The organism is Psychrobacillus sp. FJAT-21963, assembly GCF_001420585.1.
GTDB lineage: Bacteria > Bacillota > Bacilli > Bacillales_A > Planococcaceae > Psychrobacillus.
In genome coordinates this window covers 692,105-713,963 of sequence record NZ_LJIY01000001.1, presented here as the reverse complement: position 1 = coordinate 713,963, position 21,859 = coordinate 692,105, and the positions used below count along the sequence as shown (strand labels likewise).

Below are 21,859 nucleotides of genomic sequence, written 5' to 3'. Positions count from 1 at the left end.
AGAATTATATTTTAGGAGGAAAATAGTATGAAGAAAAGTATATTAGCTATCCTGATTGCTTTTGTTTTGGTTTTAGCAGGATGTGTAAATACGAAATCGGATGTTGCCGATAAAGCAAATGATAATAAAGACGCTAACACGGATCAAAGTAAGGTAGAAATTGAACTTTTAGGCATGAGTACAGGTGAAGCGGATATGAACATCGTCCGTGATCAACTGATTAAAAATGGTTTTGATGTGAAGTTAAATATTCAACCTGATTACGGTAGCTTTACTGCACAAAAAGATGCAGGAAACTATGACTTAGCTTTATCTAGCTGGACAACGGTTACAGGAAACCCTGACTACGCAGTTCGTTCGCTGTTCAAATCAGATGGAGATAACAGTATTATGTCTGATGAAGAAGTGGATAAATTAATTGATCAAGCAAGTACAGAAACAGAAGAGGAATTTACGGAAATATATAAACAATTAGAGCAACGTCTTGTTTTGGATAAAGCATATATTGCACCGCTTTATAATTCTTTCAAAGCTCAAGGTGTAAATAAAGAAATCTTAAATGCAGATACAGTAAGACTTGCAACTTCACGTGCAATTGCATGGGAAACGATTGATTTTACAGACACTTCAAAAAGAGCAACACAACCATTAATTATGCAACAAGCAATCGGGACTTTAACTTCTTTAGATCCGATTAAAGGTAATGATGGATCTATCAATACGCTAAATACTAATATGTATATAAGACTTGTTAATTTAACTGATGACGATAAAGTGGTTTCAGATGGTTCTTTATCACTTAATCACGCAATCGCAGAAGGTAATGAATCATATTACTTCCTTCTTCGTGATGATATAAACTTTGCTGCTGTTACAGATAAAAAAGCAGTTGACACTGGGGAACGCGTAGGAGCAGATGATGTTGTATTCTCTTTAAACCGTGCAAAGGATAAAAACTCAGTTCCAGATCACCGCACATATAGCTTGCATGAAAGTATGAAAGACATTCAAGTAGTAACTGACTTATCAGAGCTTGATGTTAAACAATCTGGAAGCGATGTTACTGTAAGAGAAGCGCTTGAAGAAGGCTTAGACGCTAAAATTACCGAATTGGTAGAAGACAAAAATACTGCAGATAATGCGGCAGGCAAATATCAAGTGGTGAAAATTACAACAGTAAATCCATTCCCACAAGTACTAAATTATTTAGCTCACCAATCTGCAGGAATTGTTTCTAAAAAACAAGTAGAAAGCATTAATACTTATGATGTGGCAACATTTGATGTAAATAAAGATATTCCTTACGGAGATCAAAATACAGTTACAGAAGGCGACAAATATAACAATACGTTATATGCAAGCGGTCCGTACATCTTATCTCATAAAAATGACTACGAAGCAATATTCTTGAAAAACCCAGCTTATATGGCAGGTACTGAAAATGAAGCTAAAATTTCAAATGTAACTGTACGTTTCATTCAAGATCCTGACAGCGCACTTTCCGCATTACGTAATGGAGAAATTCATATTTTCAATGGTGTTCCAGAAACAAAGTATGATTTAGTAGAAGGAGATAGTAAATTAACCCTTCAAAAAAGTGATAGTAATGCCGTATCTTATTTGTTATTTAATACAAAGAATCGTGAAGTATCCGATAGCGATGACCTACGAAAAGCTATTCTTTATTCAATTAACCAAGATGAAATTTTAAATTACTACCAAGGAAACAAAAAGAAAGCAGTTTCCACTGTAAGTCCACTTGTTGATACTGGAAATGAGCTAGTAGCAGATCCAGCAAAAGCAAAAGAATTCTTAGATGCATATAAAGCAAGCAAATAAGTAGAGAAAAGCTTGGTAAGTGTAAAACACTTACTGAGCTTTTTTAATTATTGAAAAGATGCCATACAGTCAAAATCTTTTAATGTGGACAGATAAAATTTTATCCGGTCAGAAATTTTATTATCTGGACACATTTATTTTTATCCGGTCATATAAAAAGAAGTTCGTGATTAGTGCTTCTCTTATATAAAAAGGCATGTGCGGTAACTTGACCCGGACATGCCGTAAATACATAATTACCATTTATCTAAAAGAGCATCGGAAGAAAGAACGCAATTGCTCCAAGTACAATTGCACTCCAAGCTAGGAACTTTTGAGGGGAAGCTAAGCTGATTAGGCCTAAAATTATTGCAGCTCCACCGAACCAAATAGGTGAGTAAAAGAACCCTATTACAGCAAGAATAATAGCTACCCAGCCAATCCACATACCAAAAGAAGCTTTCATGTCGAACACCTCCTTTTTTATACTAAAGATCAATAAATTAATAGAAACGTAATATCCACATTATTGATCTTACTCATAGTATATGAAGGGGTGTTCGATAAAAAATAAACAATTTGCCGAAAAATGTAGACGGACAGGCATTATTTATTCCACGAAAAAGAGGACCCTAGAAAGATAACGGGTTCGGTTATTAGGGAGAAAACATTATTAACAACCTAATCGGGGATGCAATACATATGAGTTGGTGTTTCCCTTTTTGTGGTTATATCAATGCTTTAGTAGATTTTACAAATTAATTAGACATCAATACGCATATAAATTGATGGCGTTCAAACAATGGCAGGATTTATAGCAATCGTGGTCGTTGGAGTTAGACTCAAGGATAGGCTCTATGGACCATGGTTTTAAAATGAATAGTTTAAAGTTATAGAGCATTTCGCTGTAATGAGGAGTGCTTTTTATTTCGTCTAAAACAAACTGATGATTTTTTAAACAATAATAATGTAATTAAAATCAATATTTTTTTATTGTAAATCAATAAATAATGTGTTAAATTCAATTTAACAATAAATAAATGAGGTGCGTTTTATGAAACGAAGTTCAACACTCTTTTTAAAGGTAGCTGTTATTTTTATTGGCATTCCGGTTCTTGCTTTGTGTCTATTTTTGTTGCCTCAGATAGCGAATGAAGCAAATGAAGCAGCAGAACGAGGTTCAGATTTAGCTTATGTAGTATATGGCATTTTAATGGTTATGTATGTTTCGGCGATCCCGTTTTACATTGCTTTATATCAATCTTTTAACCTTTTAAGCTATATTGACAAGAACAAAGCTTTCTCGCAATTATCAGTAAGAGCTCTAAAGAAAATCAAAAAATGTGCTATCACAATCAGTGGCTTGTATGCGGTAGCCCTACCATTCGTCTTTATCCTAGCGGAGATAGATGACGCACCAGGTCTCGTGCTAATAGGAATGGTCATGATTTTTGCTCCCATGGTGATTGCTGTTTTTGCGGCAGTTCTTCAAAGACTTTTACAAGAAGCCATCGATATAAAATCAGAGAACGACTTAATAGTCTGAGGTGAATAACATGACAATAATAATTAATATTGATGTGATGCTGGCTAAAAGGAAAATGAGCGTAACTGAACTTTCGGAGAGGGTTGGAATAACAATGGCTAACCTTTCTATATTGAAAAATGGAAAGGCAAAAGCGATTCGACTATCCACTTTAGAAGCAATTTGTAAGGCTTTAGACTGTCAGCCGGGAGATCTTTTAGAATACAGAAGTGACGAGGACACTCTAGAATAATAGATAATAAATTTCTTTAACCAAACCAGCCAAAGGTTAGTTAAATTAGATTTCCCTATAAGATGGAATACTCCTTTTTTTACAATTCCTTTAGATATTTGTAAACTCCTATTAGATAATATTTTATTTGTGGGAAGTAAATCAAAAAGACTCAGAATAACATCTGAGTCTAAACTTCTTTTTATTTTTCCCTAGTAGTGCCATTAAACCTTTAAATATTTATATTCCATTAGTTTTTCTCCCCATCAACCGAAGGCCACTATTTATTATTTTCCGCCTAAAAGATCGAACAGTCCTCCAGCAATACTTCCTTCACCTGGTGAGCCTCCACCTGGAGTTTGAGGAGCAGCTGCAAACACTCGGCTTGCTAAACGGCTAAATGGTAAGGATTGAATCCACACTGTACCTGGTCCACGAAGTGTTGCAAAAAATAGCCCTTCGCCACCAAATAGAGCAGTTTTTACACCTTTAACCATTTCGATATTGTAATCCACTTCAGCAGTCATAGCTACTAGGCATCCAGTATCTACTCGTAAAACCTCTCCTGGCTGTAAAACTTTTTTATGGATTGTTCCGCCAGCATGAATAAATGCAAGCCCATCACCTTCAAGCTTTTGCATGATGAAACCTTCACCACCGAAGAATCCAGTTCCTAATTTTCGTTGAAATTCAATCCCTACAGAAACACCTTTTGCTGCTGCAAGAAAAGCATCTTTTTGACAAATTATTTTTCCTCTATGTTCGCTTAAATCCATTGGAATGATCTTACCTGGGTATGGAGAAGCAAAGTAAACATGTTTCTTTCCGCTGCCTGTATTCGTAAAGGTTGTCATGAATAAACTTTCACCTGTAAGCATACGTTTACCTGCACCCATTAATTTGCCCATTAGACCACCGCCGCCACCAGAACTGGAGCCGTCACCAAAGATCGTCTCCATAGAAACGCCGTCTTCCATCATCATTAAACTGCCGGCTTCTGCAACTACTGTTTCTTGAGGGTCTAGTTCAATTTCTACAAATTGCATATCGTCTCCGTATAATTTGTAATCTATTTCGTGATTGTTCATGTTTATTTCCTCCTCATATTCAATATTTATTAATACGAATCATGTTATGAAAAGTTTCACTCTGAAAATTCTTATTTTTAGAAAAAATTAAAGGGATTCTACAAGTAATAGAGAATGTATTCTTTATGTTAGCGTTTTCATAAAAAGGAAAAGAGGTAATAGGATTATGAAGCTCACAAACTTTTTTGATGGAAAATGGCAAGATATTGGCGAGGGAAAATATACAGCTGTTTTAAATCCAGCGAGTGGAGAACAGTTGGCGGAAGTAAGGATGTCAACAAAAGAGGATGTAGATTTAGCTGTTGCGGCTGCTACGAAAGCACAGAAAAAATGGGCACTTGTACCAGCGCCAAAACGTGCAGATTATTTATATGAAATTGGTAGGCTAATGAAAGAAAAGAAAGAACATCTGGCACAAGTTCTAACGAAAGAGATGGGAAAAGTAATTGAAGAAGGCCGTGGGGAAGTACAAGAAGGAATAGACATGGCGTTTTATATGGCAGGGGAAGGTCGCCGGTTATTTGGAGAAACGACACCATCTGAGCTAGCAGATAAATTTGCGATGAGCGTGCGCGCACCAATTGGAGTAGTTGGACTGATTACACCTTGGAATTTTCCTGTAGCCATAGCTACGTGGAAGTCATTTCCAGCGATAGTAGCAGGAAATACTTTCATTTGGAAGCCTGCAACTGAAACACCAATGATGGCTTATGAAATGGCAAAAATATTTGAAGAGGCTGGTTTACCTGATGGGGTAGCAAATATAGTTTTTGGTTCTGGTTCGGAAGTTGGAACCGCAATGATTGAGCACCCGGATGTAAAAGTGATTTCCTTTACAGGTTCTACTGAAACAGGTAGTAAAGTAGCAGAGCTTGGAGGAAGGCATTTAAAGAAAGTGTCTCTTGAAATGGGTGGAAAAAATGCTGTTATTGTGATGGAAGATGCAGACTTGTCTCTTGCTGTAGAAGGGATTTTATGGAGTGCATTCGGAACAGCAGGTCAACGTTGCACTGCATGTAGTCGAGTAATCGTGCATAAAGATGTAAAGAAAGAATTAGAAGTTAAATTACTAGAGCAAATGGAAAAGTTGACAATAGGAGACGGCTTAGATGAATCAGTCAAAATTGGGCCAGTTATTAACAAGAAAGCGTTAGATAAAATTCATTCCTACATCAAAATTGGACAAGAGGAAGGGGCTAATCTTCTAGTTGGTGGAAATGTATTAGAAGAAGGGGACTTAGCAAACGGAAATTATTATGCTCCAACCCTTTTCACGGACGTTAAACCGAATATGAGAATAGCGCAAGAAGAAATTTTTGGTCCAGTTGTTTCACTTATTGAAGTAGGTTCTTTGGAAGAAGCAATAGAAGTAAATAACGGAGTGAAATTTGGACTCTCAAGTTCTATCTTTTCCAAAGATGTAAATAAAGTCTTCCGTGCACAGCGGGACTTAGATACGGGAATTGTTTATGTTAATGCTGGAACTACAGGAGCTGAGATCCATTTGCCATTTGGTGGGACTAAAGGTACCGGAAACGGACACCGAGACTCAGGTGTGGCGGCATTAGATGTATATACGGAATGGAAGAGCATTTATGTAGACTTTAGTGGGAAATTGCAAAGAGCACAAATAGATACAGAATAATAGGGGGATGATTACATGAAGGTTGCTGTATTGGGAGCAGGATTAATGGGAAAAGAAGCAGCTCGTGATTTAGTGAAGAGTCCTAATGTGGAAAAGGTAATATTATGTGATTTAGATGTGGGACAAGCAACGATGTTTAAAGAAAGACTACAAAACTCGAAAATAGATGTTTTAAGATTAGATGCAAATGATGATGCGAATATACTACAAATCATGGAAAAGGTAGATGTAGTCATTAATGCATTGTTTTATTCGTTCAATGAAAAAGTAGCTAGACTTGCAGTGGAAGCTGGTGTTCACTCAATCGATCTTGGTGGCCATATTGGAGGAGCAACAGATACAGTTCTATCACTTCATGAAAAGGCAAAGCAGAAAGGGATCACACTAATCCCAGATTTAGGTGTAGCACCGGGTATGATTAATATTCTTGCGGGATATGGAGCTAGTAAACTAGATGAAGTTTCAGGAATCCATTTATACGTTGGTGGAATACCAGTAAAACCAGAAGGAATTTTCGGATACAACATTGTCTTTTCATTAGAAGGTGTATTTGACCATTATACCGACCCTTCCCATGTAATCCGGGATGGTAAACTGCAAGAAGTGGAATCTCTATCAGAGATAGAGCCGATATTCTTTGATGAGTATGGGGAGTTAGAGGCATTCCATACTGCAGGTGGAACTTCAACATTACCTAAATCCTTTCCGAACATCGACACATTGGAATATAAAACGATACGTTACAAAGGGCATGCAGATAAGTTTAAATTGCTTGTAGATTTAGGATTAACAAATAAAAAAACCATTGTGAATGTAAATGGAAATATGGTGAAGGCTCGCGATGTCTTAAAAGAAGTATTAACACCACAATTATTACTTGGTGATAAAGAAGATGCTGTTTTATTACGGGTAATCGTTAAAGGTATAAAAGAAGGGGAAAACACAACTTTTTCATATGAATTGTCTACGAAAAAAGATAAACTTTCCGGGACAACCGCAATGGCAAGAGCAACTGCCAATACAATTTCTGTAGTAGCACAAATGATTGGGAATAATGTTATTTCTAAACGAGGCGTATACCCACCTGAATTGATCGTCCCAGGAGAATTATATATTAGAGAAATGGCAACTCGTGGAGTTGATATTGTAGAGACTGTTGTGAGAGGTGAAGAATAATGAATTTCGAATTAACGGAGGAACAAGTCCTTTTACGAAAAACAGTTCGTCAATTTGTAGATAGTGAAATCATTCCTCATATAGCCAAATGGGAAATTGAAGGTGCATTTGATAAAGGAATCTGGAAACGTCTAGCGGATCTTGGCTTAATGGGAGTTTGTGTTCCGGAGAAATACGGCGGAAGTGGAATGGATTATAATTCACTTGCGATTGCTTGCGAAGAATTAGAACGCGGTGACACAGCTTTTCGAACTGCCGTGTCGGTGCATATAGGACTAAATTCAATGACGCTTATGCAGTGGGCAACGGAAGAACAAAAGCAAAAATATTTAGTTCCTCAAGCAAAGGGAGAAAAAATAGGCGCTTTTGGATTAACAGAACCGGGTGCAGGTTCAGATGTAGCAGCCATGTCGACTGTAGCAGTGCTTGATGGGGATCACTATGTCATTAATGGGCAAAAAACATGGATATCATTATGTGATACGGCTGATCATTTTATCGTCTTTGCCTATACGGATAAATCTCAAAAACACCACGGTATAAGTGCTTTCATCGTAGAACGAACAATGGAAGGCTTCTCCTCCAAAGCAATTAAGGGGAAATACGGTATTAAATCCGGAAATACCGGTGAACTGTTTTTTGAAAATATGCGAGTACCGAAAGAGAATCTTTTAGGAAAAGAAGGAGAGGGTTTTAAAATTGCTATGTCTGCTCTCGATAACGGAAGGTTTACGGTAGCAGCAGGAGCAGTAGGACTTTCTCTAGCTTGTTTAGAAGCAAGTGTAAAGTACTGTCATGAAAGAGAAACTTTTGGTAAGGAAATTGGAAGACATCAGCTCGTGCAACAAATGGTGGCGAAGATGGAAGCAGGACTTCAAATGAGCCGATTACTCGTTTACCGTGTAGGAGAGCTAAAAAACAAAGGTGTTCGTAATACACGTGAAACGTCACTTGCAAAATGGCAAGCATGCGACTTTGCAAATAAAGCTGCAGATGATGCTGTCCAAATTCATGGTGCTTATGGGTATTCAGATGAATATCCAGTAGCGAGATATTTACGTAATTCCAAAGCACCTGTAATTTATGAAGGAACACGTGAAATCCATACCATTATGCAAGCGGAATATGTACTTGGCTACCGAGAAGATAAAACACTTTCTCATATGCTACCAAAATGGCCATTCGAAGAAGAGTGATAGGGAAAGAAAATGTAACTGGTGTTGATTCTGAACAAATACTATATAAAAAGGTTTTCTTGACTTGTTCAAGAAAACCTTTTTTATGAAAAATAAACTATGACCGTCCACCGAACTTTAGAAACAAATAAAAGAGGCATTGCTATAAGAAGGGGAAATTTGCGCAACTAATTATAGTCTTAAAAGTAAGAGGAATAGTTCAACTTTAAAAACATCATATTAACTATAAAGGAGAGATAATTTGATGACTCGAAAAAGTGATAACAAACATGTCGAAGCAACTCCACATTTCGATGGAGAAAAGGAAAATATATATAATGATCCGACAGCAACTGCTGGAACGAAAATCGGTATCCAAGTTAATGCAAGAGAAGAATTTGCACAGGAAAGAAATCCTTTTAATTACCTCCCAAAAAGGGACAGAGATATGGAAGAATTTGAAAAATTGACTAGAGGAAATAAAATAGAAGAATAAAACGAAAAGACCCCTTGAAAGGGGTCGCAGACTATTTTAAATAACACAACGGGATCAAAACTTGGTCGCCCAGTAGCAGAGTAAAGATGTTTTACTAATGGATAAATGAAATGGAAATCAATCGCGGCATCTAATTTACGAACCAAATGGTCCTTCGGTACAAGCTGGTCAATCGTTAGCATTTCAAGTTGTTCACTTTCATTGAATTGGTTTTTAGTCATCATGATATTCAACAACTTAACGTCTTAGAAGATTTAGAAACTCAACACTATTTAAATTTGCCAACACTAGTCGATTGGAGTGGAAGGCGCGAAGACTCCTACGGGAACAGCACGAGCCGAAGCACCCGGACTGAGCGTAGCGAAATTAATTTTTGCGACGAGCTTGCGCAGGAGCAACGTTTTTTCTGCGACGAGCTTGCGCAGGAGCATTGTTTTTTGCGACGAGCTTTGCGCAGGAGCAACGTTTTTTCTGCGACGAGCTTGCGCAGGAGCAAGGGAGAAGGCTGAGACCGTGCCCGTGGAAAGCGTAGCGCCTGAAACGGAAATCGACGATTTCTTACTATGTATTGTAAATAAAAAGAAGACTATAGACAATTTCAAATTTCTTTGAGTTTGTCTACAGTCTGAGATCCCTTGAAAGGGGTAGTTATTGCTAAAAATGGTCTTAAAAAAAGTAAAGTCCAACACTAATAACTATTCCGCTTAATAACAGGACAAAGACACAATAGCCCATTATATCCTTCGCTTTTAATCCAGCAATTGCTAATGCAGGTAATGCCCAGAATGGTTGGATCATATTAGTCCAAGCATCACCCCAAGCAATTGCCATAGCTGTTTTAGCGTAGCTTAAATCTAATGCTGAGGCAGCATCTAACATAATAGGTGCTTGAACAGCCCATTGACCACCACCTGAAGGGATAAAAAAGTTAACAATACCAGCGGCGTAAAAAGTAAAAAGATAGAAAGTATGTTCATTTGAAATATTAATAAAAGCATTGGAAACAACCCCTGCTAACCCGGAGGCTACCATCATACCCATAATCCCTGCATAAAAAGGGAATTGAATGACGATATCTCCAACTGTCTTAGCCGCGTTTTTCACGGCAATTAAAAACCGCTTAGGTGTACCGTGACAAATAATACCAAGCGTTACGAATATTAGGTTGACGATGTTTAAGTTTAAATCAAAGCCTTTAGTAATGAAATGTTGTACTAAATATACAAGCCCAAGTAAGCCAATTAAAATCGATATAATATAACTACTTTCTAATCGGGAAGCAGGAGTTTTTGTTAATGGCTCTTTATTCTCTATTACTTCCTCCTCGAGAAGAGTTGGTTCAATTGAAAAGGTCTCTTCTTTGCTAGGCATCATCCATCTATTTAATAATGGAACTGAAATTAACAGTACTACTACAATAACTAAGTTATAGGTTGTAAATAAAGTTTCAGTTGTAGGAATAACACCCATTTTCTCTGCAAACGGATGACCTTCTGTTGCTATAGACAGAGGGATTGATCCTGCTAACCCACCATGCCAAATGATAAATCCAGAGTAAGCACTCGCGATAAGTAAACGATAGTCCACATTTTTTACTTTACGTGCAATCTCTTTTGCGAATAAAGCCCCAATAACTAATCCAAAACCCCAATTAATCCAACAACCTATTAAGGAAACTACAGATACTAGAATTATTGCGGAACCAGGTGTTTTAGCGCTGCTCGCCATGGTACTTAGTAACTTTTTGAACACTGGACTACTAGCTAGAACATGTCCAGCTAATAAAACGACAACCATTTGCATAGTAAAAGATAGTAATCCCCAAAAACCATCACCCCAATAAGATACCATCTCTAATGGGGTAGTATCTGTTAAAGTTATCCCCAATAAAAATACTAATAAAGTTAATATTGCTACAAAAATGTATGGATCGGGTAAATACCTCTCCATTAATGCATTTGAAAACCTAGTAAGTGTTTTCACAACATTCCCTCCTTTGTAAAATATTATGTTGCAAATATAATAATAGACTAATAACAGTAAATTCTCTACATTCCAAAAATATAAAGGAAAAAGTGAAACGAATTACATAAAAGGAAGTCTAATGGTTTAACAAAGGAAAAGAGAGGGAGATCATATGAAGAAGTGGATTATGTCGATAATTGGTACGGCATTAATTGTTGGATTGGTCATAGTATTTTTTTCAGCTAGAACGTCCGTGAGTGCTCAGGATGTTGTATTATCCAACCAACCATTTATCGTTACTTTGTCTTCGGCAGTTAGTGAGGATGCATTCAAAAAAGGGGAAATGTATGTAACTGACCAACAAGGGAAAAAAGTTAATGCAAAGCATAGTGTATCTAAAAATGGGAAGGTAGTTGTAATAACAGGCTTAAAAGAAGGTACCTATAGCTTATATGTAAAAAATAAGTTTATGAAAACGAAATTTCCTTTCACGGTGTACAAAGAACTTCAATCCGTAAAATCAAAGGAAGAACTAAAAGCTTATTTTGAGCTAGCGAAAAAAACTCAAGGGTATGAAGAAGTCACAATTATGGAAGACACTATGGAGACAGAATCGAAAGAATCTTCCAGTGCTCAAGGAGGAGATTATTCTACTACAAATAACCAGGTAGATGGTGTAGATGAAGCTGATATGGTGAAAACAAATGGCTCCCATGTATTTTCGATTAGTGAAAATAATGTAGTCATAGTAAATGTAAAAGATCCTGAGAAAATGAGAGAAGAAACGAAAATCCGCTTTACGAATGATTTTTATCCTTCTCAACTATTATTGTCTAATGATACGTTAATAATCATTGGGCAAAAGAATGTGTTTCGCACACTAGAATCAGACAGTAAACAAAATATTGATAGAATTGGAATGCCAATGGATTCCATGACGAGTGTGTATTTCTATAATATTACAAACCCTGCATCACCTAAACTGTCTAGGGAGATTGCCACAGAAGGATATATGAATGGCGCACGTTTAACAAATAATACCCTGTATTATGTAACAACTGTCTATCCAAAGTTTTGGATGATGGAAGAGAATGAGGATATAGAGCTACGTCCTAGCGTATATGATTCCAAGACAGATAAAGAACCGAAACCTATGAACTATGATAACATTTCGATTCTTCCTAATTCCATGCAAGCAAATTATAGTATTATATCAGCAATCAATGTAGAAAACTTACAAGATAATACCGTTATGACTAAGGGATACCTTGGAGGAAGTGAACAGTTATATATGTCCAAGGAAAATTTATATTTAACTTCAACAATTTTTGAATCAACAAATTCCAATTCTAAAAAATTTATATGGAATCCAGGTAAAATGGATACGGAAGTATTTAAATTTGCGCTTCACGAAACATCCGCTCAATTTGTTGCATCAAGTCGTTTGACGGGTACGATATTGAATCAGTTTTCCATGGATGAACATGATGGATATTTCAGAGCTGTAACAACGAAAGGTAGTAGCTGGGATGAAAATGAACCTTCCGAAAACAATCTTTTCATTTTAGATAAAGGGATGAAAATAGTTGGGTCCTTAACGGGTCTAGCAAAAGATGAGCGTATTTATTCTGCAAGGTTCATGGGTGATAAAGCATATATGGTGACTTTCAAGCAAACAGATCCGCTATTTGTCATCGATGTTGCAACACCAACTGCACCGAAAGTTTTAGGAGAATTAAAAATTCCTGGCTTTAGTAATTATTTGCATCCATTAGACGAAAATCACCTAATAGGATTTGGATATGAAACAAAGATTGTCCCACAACAGGGTTCTAAAGAACCTCTTATTATGACAGAGGGAATGAAAGTGTCTTTGTTTGATGTAAGTGATTTATCAAATCCTAAAGAAGTGGATACAGAAGTTATTGGAGGGCAAGGAACTTTCTCACCTATTCAATACGATCATCATGCTTTGTTCCAACATCGTGAAAAAAATCTATATGGCTTTCCAATTACTATTTATGAGCAAGGCGTTGGTCAAGAGTATGCTCAGTTTAAGCAAGACGGAGCTTTAATTTATGAAATAACTCCAGAAAAAGGGATTGTAATGAAAGGGAATTTATTAAACCCCCACAATCCTTCTCAGCTCTATGAAAATTGGGAAAGTAGTATTCAACGAATGTTGTATGTTGAGGATTCTTTGTACACGATAGCAGTAAGGGAAATCACAAGCTATAACTTAAATAAATTTGAGAAAATAGGAAAATTGAAATACTAGCATAAAGGATGAAGGCAACCGCTAAGGTTGACTTCATCCTTTTTCGGTCTGTTCACGACATTGTGCAAAGCCCTAAAGATTTTGAGAATATATGAATTTCCGCTATCCTTTTAGTACGAACAAATGTCTGCAACAGCACTTAAGGAAAAGCTTCCTACTACGGATAAAAAAATAATTCGGGGAATCGGTCGAAATACCCGCAAAGCGATAAACGAGGGTATATGAACGCCTTATTTTGAGGAAGCTTGAAGTATTATATGAAGGATTATTATTGCATAAATATTATATTAGAATTTATCGATGAATATATGATAAAGTAATAAACTGGATTGTTTTTATGTTCATCGTTCGATAAGATTATCGTAAATAGAGGAAGGACGGTGTTTCGATTGAGACCTGATTATGATTTAGCAGTAGAGTGTTGTATTCTTGCAGGTCGATTAATGATGGAAAGTGGAGCGGAAACTTACCGTGCAGAAGATACAATGGATCGCATGGCTCAGTCGCAACATTTAACCGAATCGCAAAGCTTTGTGACGCCAACAGGCATTCTTTTCAGCGGAAACAGAGCTATTCCAACTCGATTAGCAAGAATTAGTAATAGAACAACAGATTTAGAAAAAATTGCACTCGTTAATGCTGTCTCCAGAAATTTAGCCAATAAAGTAATTACTTTGGATGAAGCGTATTTAGAATTAAAAAAAATAGAGGAAGAACATAAAAAGTATCCCTTTTGGATACAAATAATCGCAGCGTCCATAGCATCGGGGGCTTTTCTCTTGCTCTTCGGTGCAAATCCTACTGATATACCCTTAGCCATGTTAGCAGGAGGAATAGGATACACAGTATCTGAAACGCTACAGGTAAAAACAAAGGTTAAGTTTTTTGCAGAATTATTAGCTGCATTAATAATTAGCGTAATAGCTATTGCTTCAGTTGAATATGGTCTTGGAAGGGATATAGATAAAATTATTATAGGTTCTGTAATGCCGCTTGTTCCTGGACTGCTCATTACAAATGCTATTCGTGATTTAATGGCAGGACATTTTATGTCTGGATTATCAAAAGGAGCGGAAGCATTTCTTACTGCATTTGCAATAGGAGCAGGAGTTGCAATTGTATTGTCATTCTAAGGAGGAAGGCCATGTCTTATTTATTGCAGGGAATACTAAGCTTTATTGCAGCAACAGCATTTGGAATAGTTTTTAATGCTCCCAAAAATTCACTTTTTTATTGTGGCTTAGTTGGAATGACAGGATGGCTAATTTACTCGTATATAAATGAATTAAGTAATGATCCAGTCAAATCCTCTTTTGCTGGTGCCTTTACAATAGCTTTTGTCGCACATCTAATGGCCAAACACTTTAAAATGCCAATGATTATTTTTAGTGTTGCAGGAATCATCCCATTAGTTCCAGGGGGAGTTGCGTATAACGCAATGCGACATATTGTGGAGCAGGATTACGCAGTTGCTATTGAGTATGCATCACATGCTTTAATGATTTCAGGAGCGATTGCAGTAGGTTTAGTATTTGCAGAGATAATTACAAAGCTGCTATTAAAAACGAAAAAACAACCAAAATTAAAACCGTGAAAAACTTATATGTTTTTCACGGTTTTTGCTTCTTTGTATAACAAATTTTCCACTTCTTTAGTAGAAATAGGACGACTTATATAATACCCTTGTAAAGCATCACAGCCTATTTGTTGTAAATGGCTATATTGTTCTGCTGATTCTACTCCTTCTGCGACTACTCGTAGACTCAAGGAGTGTCCAAATTGAATTAGTCCTTGCACAAGCTGTTGGAGCTTTTCTTGTTGTAATAGTGAACCGATAAATGATTTATCGATTTTCAGTTGGCTGATTGGCAAAAGTTGCAAGTATCGCAGCGATGCATAGCCAGTTCCGAAATCATCCAGTACGAATGTCACACCATCTTGCTGGAGCGTTTGCATTTGTTGGATAATAGATTTTTCTGCTTCTGCTTCTAATGCAAATTTCTCAGTAAATTCTATTTGTAATGCTTCAGGTGGGCAATCATACTTCTCCAACACTTTTCGAATGGTTTTCACCATATTTTTGTCTCGGAATTCTCTTATAGAAGAATTGAAGCTAACCTTTATTGGAAATCCTTTATTGTGCCAAATCGCTGCTTGTTCGCAACATTTTTCAAGCATAAAGGTACCAATTTCATTTATTAGACCAGTTTCTTCAGCAATTGGAATAAGTTCCTCAGGAGAAATTACTCCAAGTACTTCATCTTCCCATCGAACAAGAGCTTCAACGGCGGTTATTTTTCCTGACTCTAAATCTTTTTGTGGGAGGTACATTACATGCAAATCTCGATGATTTAATGCTTCTAGAAGACGTTTCTCAATTTGTATTGTTCGACTTAGTTTATTATGTTCAGATTGAGAAAGACTGGCTATCATTCCACCGCCTTCTTGCTTAACTTTTTGGATTGTTGTATTGGAAGCTTTTATTAAATGTAAGTAAGAATGCTGGGCTTCTGGGTATTTTGTGATTACCCCACTTATTGTAATAGGAATGACTTTATTATTTAAATAAATAGGGTTTTGTCTAAGATAATTCGTAAATCCTTGGATATACCAATCACTTAAAGGTGTAATCAGTGCAAATTCATCTCTTCCGACACGAGCGATCGTAGTGTCTTCAAAATATACTTTTAATCTTTTGGCAAACTCAATTAATAGTTTGGATTCGGTTTGATCATTGAAAATTTCTCTTAATGTATAAAATTGATCAATTGTAATAAAAACAAATGAAAAATGTCTCTTCTCTTCTATATATTCTGTTACAATATCCTCTAAGCGGTGTCTACTCATAAGTCCAGTTTCTGTATCTACATATGCAATTTTCTCTAAACGAGACTGGAATAATTTTTTTTCAGTAATTTCTTCTTCCAATAATAAATAGTAGAGTGTATTATTTTGGGTATCTCTTACTGGGATAGCAAGCAATTCAACCCAATAATTAATTCCATCTTTTGTTATTTTTTCGATGGTGCCTTGGAAACTCTCTCCTTTTCGGAGTAATTTCATAATGTTAGTGGCAACCATTTGATGTTCGGAAGTGTCAGGAAACATTTGCCAAAATGATTTTCCTAAAATACGTTTTGGCGTCCAATTACTTTTCTTTAAAAATTGAGAATTTGCATTAGTAATTAAACCTTCTTTGTCTAAGTAAACAACCATATAGGAATCGGATAAGCTTTTTTTAATTGCTTGTAATTCTAAAAAAGAAGCTTCTTCGGATTTAGGTAAATGATCAAGATCTATTAAAAATATAACAAACGAATGATGGTCTATAGTAAAGGATTTTGCCACAATAGAAGCAATAGAATTTTCACCGTTCTCATGATATAGCAGAATAGAATCAAAGCGGACAGGATCTTCATGGTGTGAATAAGTATCATACATATCAGAAAAAGATTCTTTTACACCACTGTCAAGTAAAGGTGGGTTTTCTACCTTTACATCATCATGACTAAAACCAAAATGTCTTTCAGCTTCTCTGCTCCACCAAATTATGTTACCTTCTTTATCCGTAAGAAAGGCTGGGTAAGGTATATTATTGAAAATAGAGCTGCTTGAATCTAATGTTGCTTCAATCGAATACATCTTTTCAACCCCTTTCATAGTAATCTATTTTGTTTNTTTGTTTATTTATAATTATATAGAATATAGGTAAATTAGTCATTACTCTAGAACAAAATAATCATATTGTAAAAAATGATAGTTAAATAGTCCTTTCAAAATATTTGGTACATAAAACAACAACGTTAAAAATGAGGTGAGAAGAAAGTGAATCGCTGGAAAGGTATACTATTAATAGTTAGTGGTTCTATGCTTTGGGGAGCAACAGGTCCGATGATGGAGTGGGTATTCAACAATAGTAGGTTGTCTGTTCCTTTTTTCCTAACTATAAGATTAACTGTAGCAGGTTTTTTTCTTCTACTATTTATGCGATTGAGTGGTAAACAAATTTTTGCCATTTGGAAAGAGCCTAGCTGGTGGAGGCAATTAATTATCTTCGGTATTTTTGGAATGCTAGGTGTCCAGTACACGTTCGTAGCAGCAATTGATGCTAGTAATGCATCTATAGCAACATTGCTGCAATTTTTAGGACCTATTTATATTATTCTATTTGTTTCTTGGAAAAGTAAAATGTTCCCACCAAAATATCAGGTAGTCGGTATAATCGGCACACTCATTGGACTTTTCTATTTGTTGACCAATGCTGAAGTGAACAATTTATTAATAAGTACCGAAGCTTTACTTTGGGGGTTAAGTGTAGGTCTTACTTTTGCGTTTTATACGGTGTATCCAGCAAGGCTCATGAAGGAATGGGGAGTACTGATTGTTGTCGGATGGGGAATGTTAATCGGGGGTGTATTGCTAGGGACAATCACTCAATTATGGCGTTCAGATGAATGGGTTTTTCTAGCGGAATCTCCATTCAATTGGATGATTGTTTTTATTATCTTAATCGGTACAGTTGCATTTGTTCTATTTCTATCCAGTATGAAATACATAACTGCAGTAGAAACAAGTATTCTTTCTAGCTTAGAGCCTTTGACGGCCATGATTATTTCTGTAATATGGTTTGGACAAATACTGGGAGCGTGGCAATACTTTGGAGTAGTAGTGATGCTTGTTTTTGTTACATGGCTCTCGGTTGCAGGAGAAATTAAGTGGAAAAAGAAAGTAACGGAAGGGATTGAAAGTTAAACATTTCTACTAACCTACCGGTCAATTATTAAAATAATGAGAATAATCTGAGATGACTTGAATTTTAAGTCATCTTTTTCTATCTGTTCTTGATTGATTATGGCATAATAGGTCATACCGATAATTAATTCGTGTAACGAAGAATCTAGGGGTGTATGAAACATGAAGACAGTTTTATCTTATTTATCTCCATATAAGTGGCTTGTAGCTACTGCTTTGTTCTTTATGCTGACTGAACTATCCGTAGAGCTAATTCAACCATTATTAATAGCAACTATTATTGATGATGGAATATTAGCAAGAGATCAACAAACAATCATTTTTTGGGGAAGCATTATGCTTGCTCTGTCTTTCATTGCATTTTTGGCAGGGATTATTAATACATACATCGCTTCTCATGCAGTGCAAAGCTATGGATATGACATCCGGCAAGCGCTATTTAAAAAGATTCAATCTTTTACGATGGCAACCTTTTTAAAATTTCCTACTTCCAGTTTAATTACACGATTAACAACAGATGTGACCATTACGCAAAACTTAATCTTTATGGGACTTCGCATCATGTTAAGAGCTCCCTTACTTGTTATTGGAAGTATTATTATGTCCTTTGTAGTTCATCCTTATTTAGCGCTATATTTAGTGATTGGTGCTCCTTTTCTAGTCGTGTTCTTATATTGGATGAGTAGAAGGGGATTAAAGCTTTTTGGAAAAGTGCAAAGAAGTGTAGACCGTGTGACTAGTAAAATCCAAGAGAATTTGCAGGCAGTACGTTTAATAAAGGCATATTTACGTGGTAATTTCGAAGCCACTCGATTTGCCAAAGTAGCAGATAGTCTCAAAATAGATAATATAACTGCCTTTCGCATAATGGAGTTAATCTTACCAGTCCTTCTGTTTGTGATGAATGTAAGTTTAATGTCAGTTCTATGGTTTGGTGCAAAGGAAATACAAGTTGGAAATGCCCAGATGGGTGAAGTGGTTGCGATCGTGAACTATGCAACGCGTATGACTGGTGCTTTTTCAATGTTTGCCTTTATCATCATTTTCTTCTCGCGTGCTAAGGCATCGTCCGAGCGTATGGAAGAAGTGTTATTAGTGAAGGAAGGAATAGAAGAAATTGAGACAGATACTCCTGATTCTCTCTCTGGAATAGGGGAAATTGAATTTAATCATGTATCATTTCACTATCCTACAACAGATGTTCCCGTTTTAAAGGATGTATCTTTTACTGTCAGACCTGGCTCAAAACTAGCAATTATGGGGGCAACCGGTTCTGGAAAGTCAACTCTGTTAAATTTAATTCCCCGCTTTTTTGATGTGTCAAAAGGAGAAATTTTGATTAATGGAGTAGATGTAAAGGAATGGCCATTAAAGGAGCTTCGCCAGGTAATAGGGCTTGTCCCACAGCAATCGATTTTATTTACCGGGAGTATTGAAGAAAATTTAGGTTGGGGAGACTCTACAGCAACGGAGGAGTTATTAAGAGAGGCGGCAAAGCAAGCACAAATTCATCATTCGATTGAGCAATTCCCCGATCAATATGATACGAGAGTTGGTCAAAAGGGAGTGAATCTTTCTGGGGGTCAAAAGCAAAGACTTTCGATTGCACGTGCTTTAGTTCGAAAACCAGAAATTCTATTGTTAGATGATAGCACAAGTGCATTAGACGTATCGACAGAAAATGCTTTATGGGAAGCATTAGAGGATGAAAAAGCCACTATGCTAGTGATTACTCAAAAAATTAGGACTGCTAAAGGTGCAGACCAAATACTATTACTAGAAGAAGGAAAAGTTTCAGCATATGGTTCCCATGATGAGTTGATGGAGAGCTCATCTCTATATAGAGAAATTGTAGAATCACAGCAGGAGGGAGACAATTATGTTGAACTTCATTCGTAAGCCTTTTGGTTATGAACCTATAGTAACTAAGGAAGATTTGAAGAAAAGCAATAAGAAGAAAGTGGAGAAAGCATCCGACTGGAAAGGTGTACTCTCACGTATATGGAAATTGGTTGATGAACAGCGATTCTTATTAATAATCGTGCTTATATTGGTAGTTGCAAGCTCCGCTTTAGCATTACTAGGACCTTATTTGATTGGTGTCATAATAGATGAATACTTAACTAAAAGTAATTTTGCAGGTCTCGCAAAGATAATTGGAATTCTTGTCATTGTATATGTTTTTTTATCGATCACGATGTACTTGCAAAGTTATTGGATGATTGGAATCTCTCAACAAACGATTTATCGAATGCGAACTGGTCTATTTAATAAGCTACAAAAATTACCGGTATCATTTTTTGACAGAAGACAGCATGGCGAGCTAATGAGCCGAATGACAAATGATATTGAAAATGTGAGCCAAACGTTGAATTCTTCCTTCATCCAGGTGTTCTCAAGTATATTAACACTAGTAGGCACTGCCGCTGTCATGCTTTTATTAAGCCCTTTACTTACAGTAATCACGTTAACAATTGTTCCATTTATGTATTTTGCAATGAGATGGATTACGAGACGAACATCTAAATTGTTTAAAGAGCAGCAGCAAGCGGTCGGCGAATTAAATGGAATGATTGAAGAGACTATTTCTGGTCAACGAATCGTCAAGGCATTCTCACAAGAAAGTCGTATGCTAGAAGAATTTTCAGTGAAAAGCGATCGATTGAAAAGAACTGGATTTTGGGCACTTACATACTCGGGTTTTATTCCAAAAGTGATGAACCTATTAAATAATGTAAGCTTTACACTTGTAGCCGCAGCGGGTGGTGTCTTAGCATATTATAATTATGTGACGATTGGTGAAATTGTTATCTTTACGGAGTATGCTCGTCAATTTACTCGTCCTTTAAATGATTTAGCCAATCAATTTAATACGGTTCTTTCCGCTATTGCTGGGGCAGAACGTGTTTTTACGATTATGGATGAACCGGAAGAATTAGATGCTGCTGTTGATAATAAGGACTATAAACTAATAGGAAATGTCACTTTCGAGGATGTAACGTTTCGATACAACCAAGAGGAAGAAAAACCAACTATTCAGCATGTGTCTTTCCATGTAGAAGCAGGGAAAATTGCTGCCTTAGTTGGTGCAACTGGTGCTGGTAAAACTACTATAATGCAGCTTCTAGCACGTTTTTATGAAGTGAATGATGGGCGGATATTGATTGATGGGATTCCTATGAATCAATTACCTAGACATACATTACGTAGCCAAACAGCATTTGTATTACAGGATCCTTTCCTTTTTGAGATGTCGGTAAAAGAAAATATTCGGTACGGCAAATTAAATGCAACAGATGAAGAAGTAATAAATGCAGCAAAAGAAGCTAATGCACATGACTTTGTTATGAAGCTGCCAAATGGATATGATACGATATTAACGGCCGATGGTGGAGAGATTAGCCAGGGACAAAAACAACTATTATCGATCGCACGAGCATTAGTAGCGGATCCGGCCTTACTTTTATTAGACGAAGCAACTTCTAGTATTGACACAGTCACGGAACTAAAGATCCAAGAAGCGCTCGAGCGGTTAATGGAAGGTAGAACGAGCTTTGTTATTGCCCATCGATTAAATACAGTTAGAAAAGCTGACCTTGTATTCGTAATGGAAGGTGGAGAGCTAGTAGAAGCTGGAGGTCAAGAAGATCTATTAAAACAAAAAGGTCGCTATTACAATATGTTGACCAATGCAAAAATTTAAGGAGGA

Annotated in this window: 17 protein-coding genes and 1 pseudogene; 13 read left to right on the top strand and 5 right to left on the bottom strand. The window is 36.4% G+C overall.

Annotated elements, in window-relative coordinates; all coding sequences use genetic code 11:
• Positions 1-27: 27 nt before the first annotated feature.
• On the top strand, positions 28-1,839 hold the full coding sequence (locus AN959_RS03285) for an ABC transporter substrate-binding protein (protein ID WP_056828234.1): 1,812 nt from the start codon (positions 28-30) through the stop codon (positions 1,837-1,839).
• A 247-nt stretch (positions 1,840-2,086) separates the two neighbouring features.
• Here AN959_RS03285 and AN959_RS03280 read toward each other — a convergent pair whose 3' ends face one another.
• Positions 2,087-2,284, bottom strand: a complete 198-nt coding sequence (locus tag AN959_RS03280; RefSeq protein ID WP_053590643.1) for a hypothetical protein — start codon at positions 2,282-2,284, stop codon at positions 2,087-2,089.
• Between the two features lie 588 nt (positions 2,285-2,872).
• On the opposite strand from AN959_RS03280, the gene AN959_RS03275 reads away from it, so the two are divergent.
• Both AN959_RS03275 and AN959_RS03270 read left to right on the top strand, forming a co-directional pair.
• Positions 2,873-3,364 carry a DUF2975 domain-containing protein gene (locus AN959_RS03275; protein ID WP_056828232.1) on the top strand — a complete coding sequence of 164 codons (492 nt, stop codon included), beginning with the start codon at positions 2,873-2,875 and terminating at the stop codon, positions 3,362-3,364.
• A 10-nt stretch (positions 3,365-3,374) separates the two neighbouring features.
• Positions 3,375-3,596: a helix-turn-helix transcriptional regulator gene (locus AN959_RS03270; protein WP_056828230.1), complete on the top strand. Its 222-nt coding sequence runs from the start codon at positions 3,375-3,377 to the stop codon at positions 3,594-3,596.
• A gap of 266 nt (positions 3,597-3,862) precedes the next feature.
• On the opposite strand, the gene AN959_RS03265 is transcribed toward AN959_RS03270, so the two are convergent.
• Positions 3,863-4,663 carry a TIGR00266 family protein gene (locus AN959_RS03265; RefSeq protein ID WP_056828228.1) on the bottom strand — a complete coding sequence of 267 codons (801 nt, stop codon included), beginning with the start codon at positions 4,661-4,663 and terminating at the stop codon, positions 3,863-3,865.
• A 166-nt stretch (positions 4,664-4,829) separates the two neighbouring features.
• Here AN959_RS03265 and AN959_RS03260 point away from each other — a divergent pair, with 166 nt between their 5' ends.
• The 4 genes from AN959_RS03260 (at position 4,830) to AN959_RS03245 (ending at position 9,155) form a co-directional block, all read left to right on the top strand.
• Positions 4,830-6,308: an aldehyde dehydrogenase family protein gene (locus AN959_RS03260; protein ID WP_056828227.1), complete on the top strand. Its 1,479-nt coding sequence runs from the start codon at positions 4,830-4,832 to the stop codon at positions 6,306-6,308.
• Positions 6,309-6,323: 15 nt separating this feature from the next.
• Positions 6,324-7,484, top strand: a complete 1,161-nt coding sequence (locus AN959_RS03255; protein WP_056828225.1) for a saccharopine dehydrogenase family protein — start codon at positions 6,324-6,326, stop codon at positions 7,482-7,484.
• Positions 7,484-8,680 carry an acyl-CoA dehydrogenase family protein gene (locus AN959_RS03250; protein WP_056828223.1) on the top strand — a complete coding sequence of 399 codons (1,197 nt, stop codon included), beginning with the start codon at positions 7,484-7,486 and terminating at the stop codon, positions 8,678-8,680. The genes AN959_RS03255 and AN959_RS03250 overlap by 1 nt, the downstream gene beginning before the upstream one ends.
• A gap of 244 nt (positions 8,681-8,924) precedes the next feature.
• Positions 8,925-9,155 carry a hypothetical protein gene (locus AN959_RS03245; RefSeq protein WP_056828221.1) on the top strand — a complete coding sequence of 77 codons (231 nt, stop codon included), beginning with the start codon at positions 8,925-8,927 and terminating at the stop codon, positions 9,153-9,155.
• Positions 9,156-9,184: 29 nt separating this feature from the next.
• Here AN959_RS03245 and AN959_RS20920 read toward each other — a convergent pair.
• Positions 9,185-9,379 (bottom strand): annotated as a pseudogene (locus AN959_RS20920) (IS5/IS1182 family transposase); the annotation flags it as partial.
• Between the two features lie 442 nt (positions 9,380-9,821).
• Complete coding sequence (locus AN959_RS03235; protein ID WP_056828217.1) at positions 9,822-11,138, bottom strand: short-chain fatty acid transporter; 1,317 nt, start codon at positions 11,136-11,138, stop codon at positions 9,822-9,824.
• Positions 11,139-11,292: 154 nt separating this feature from the next.
• On the opposite strand from AN959_RS03235, the gene AN959_RS03230 reads away from it, so the two are divergent.
• From AN959_RS03230 to AN959_RS03220, 3 genes are all read left to right on the top strand, one after another.
• Positions 11,293-13,398 (top strand): beta-propeller domain-containing protein, encoded by a 2,106-nt coding sequence (locus tag AN959_RS03230; protein WP_056828216.1) that lies wholly within the window; start codon positions 11,293-11,295, stop codon positions 13,396-13,398.
• A gap of 380 nt (positions 13,399-13,778) precedes the next feature.
• Positions 13,779-14,531, top strand: a complete 753-nt coding sequence (locus AN959_RS03225; protein WP_256363912.1) for a threonine/serine exporter family protein — start codon at positions 13,779-13,781, stop codon at positions 14,529-14,531.
• A gap of 11 nt (positions 14,532-14,542) precedes the next feature.
• A complete protein-coding gene (locus AN959_RS03220; RefSeq protein WP_056828214.1) occupies positions 14,543-14,992 on the top strand; it encodes a threonine/serine exporter family protein in 450 nt (149 codons plus the stop codon).
• A gap of 5 nt (positions 14,993-14,997) precedes the next feature.
• Here the strand turns inward: AN959_RS03220 and AN959_RS03215 are convergent, their stop codons facing one another.
• Positions 14,998-17,040, bottom strand: a complete 2,043-nt coding sequence (locus tag AN959_RS03215; RefSeq protein WP_056828212.1) for a bifunctional diguanylate cyclase/phosphodiesterase — start codon at positions 17,038-17,040, stop codon at positions 14,998-15,000.
• A gap of 183 nt (positions 17,041-17,223) precedes the next feature.
• Here AN959_RS03215 and AN959_RS03210 point away from each other — a divergent pair, with 183 nt between their 5' ends.
• The 3 genes from AN959_RS03210 to AN959_RS03200 all read left to right on the top strand — a co-directional run bounded on the left by AN959_RS03210 (position 17,224) and on the right by AN959_RS03200 (position 21,853).
• A complete protein-coding gene (locus tag AN959_RS03210; RefSeq protein ID WP_053590633.1) occupies positions 17,224-18,150 on the top strand; it encodes a DMT family transporter in 927 nt (308 codons plus the stop codon).
• 162 nt (positions 18,151-18,312) lie between these two features.
• The gene (locus AN959_RS03205) at positions 18,313-20,049 is read left to right on the top strand and encodes an ABC transporter ATP-binding protein (protein WP_056828210.1); all 1,737 of its coding nucleotides are present in this window, start codon (positions 18,313-18,315) and stop codon (positions 20,047-20,049) included.
• Complete coding sequence (locus AN959_RS03200; protein WP_172794304.1) at positions 20,030-21,853, top strand: ABC transporter ATP-binding protein; 1,824 nt, start codon at positions 20,030-20,032, stop codon at positions 21,851-21,853. Before AN959_RS03205 ends, AN959_RS03200 begins: the two co-directional genes overlap by 20 nt.
• The last annotated feature ends 6 nt before the right edge of the window (positions 21,854-21,859 follow it).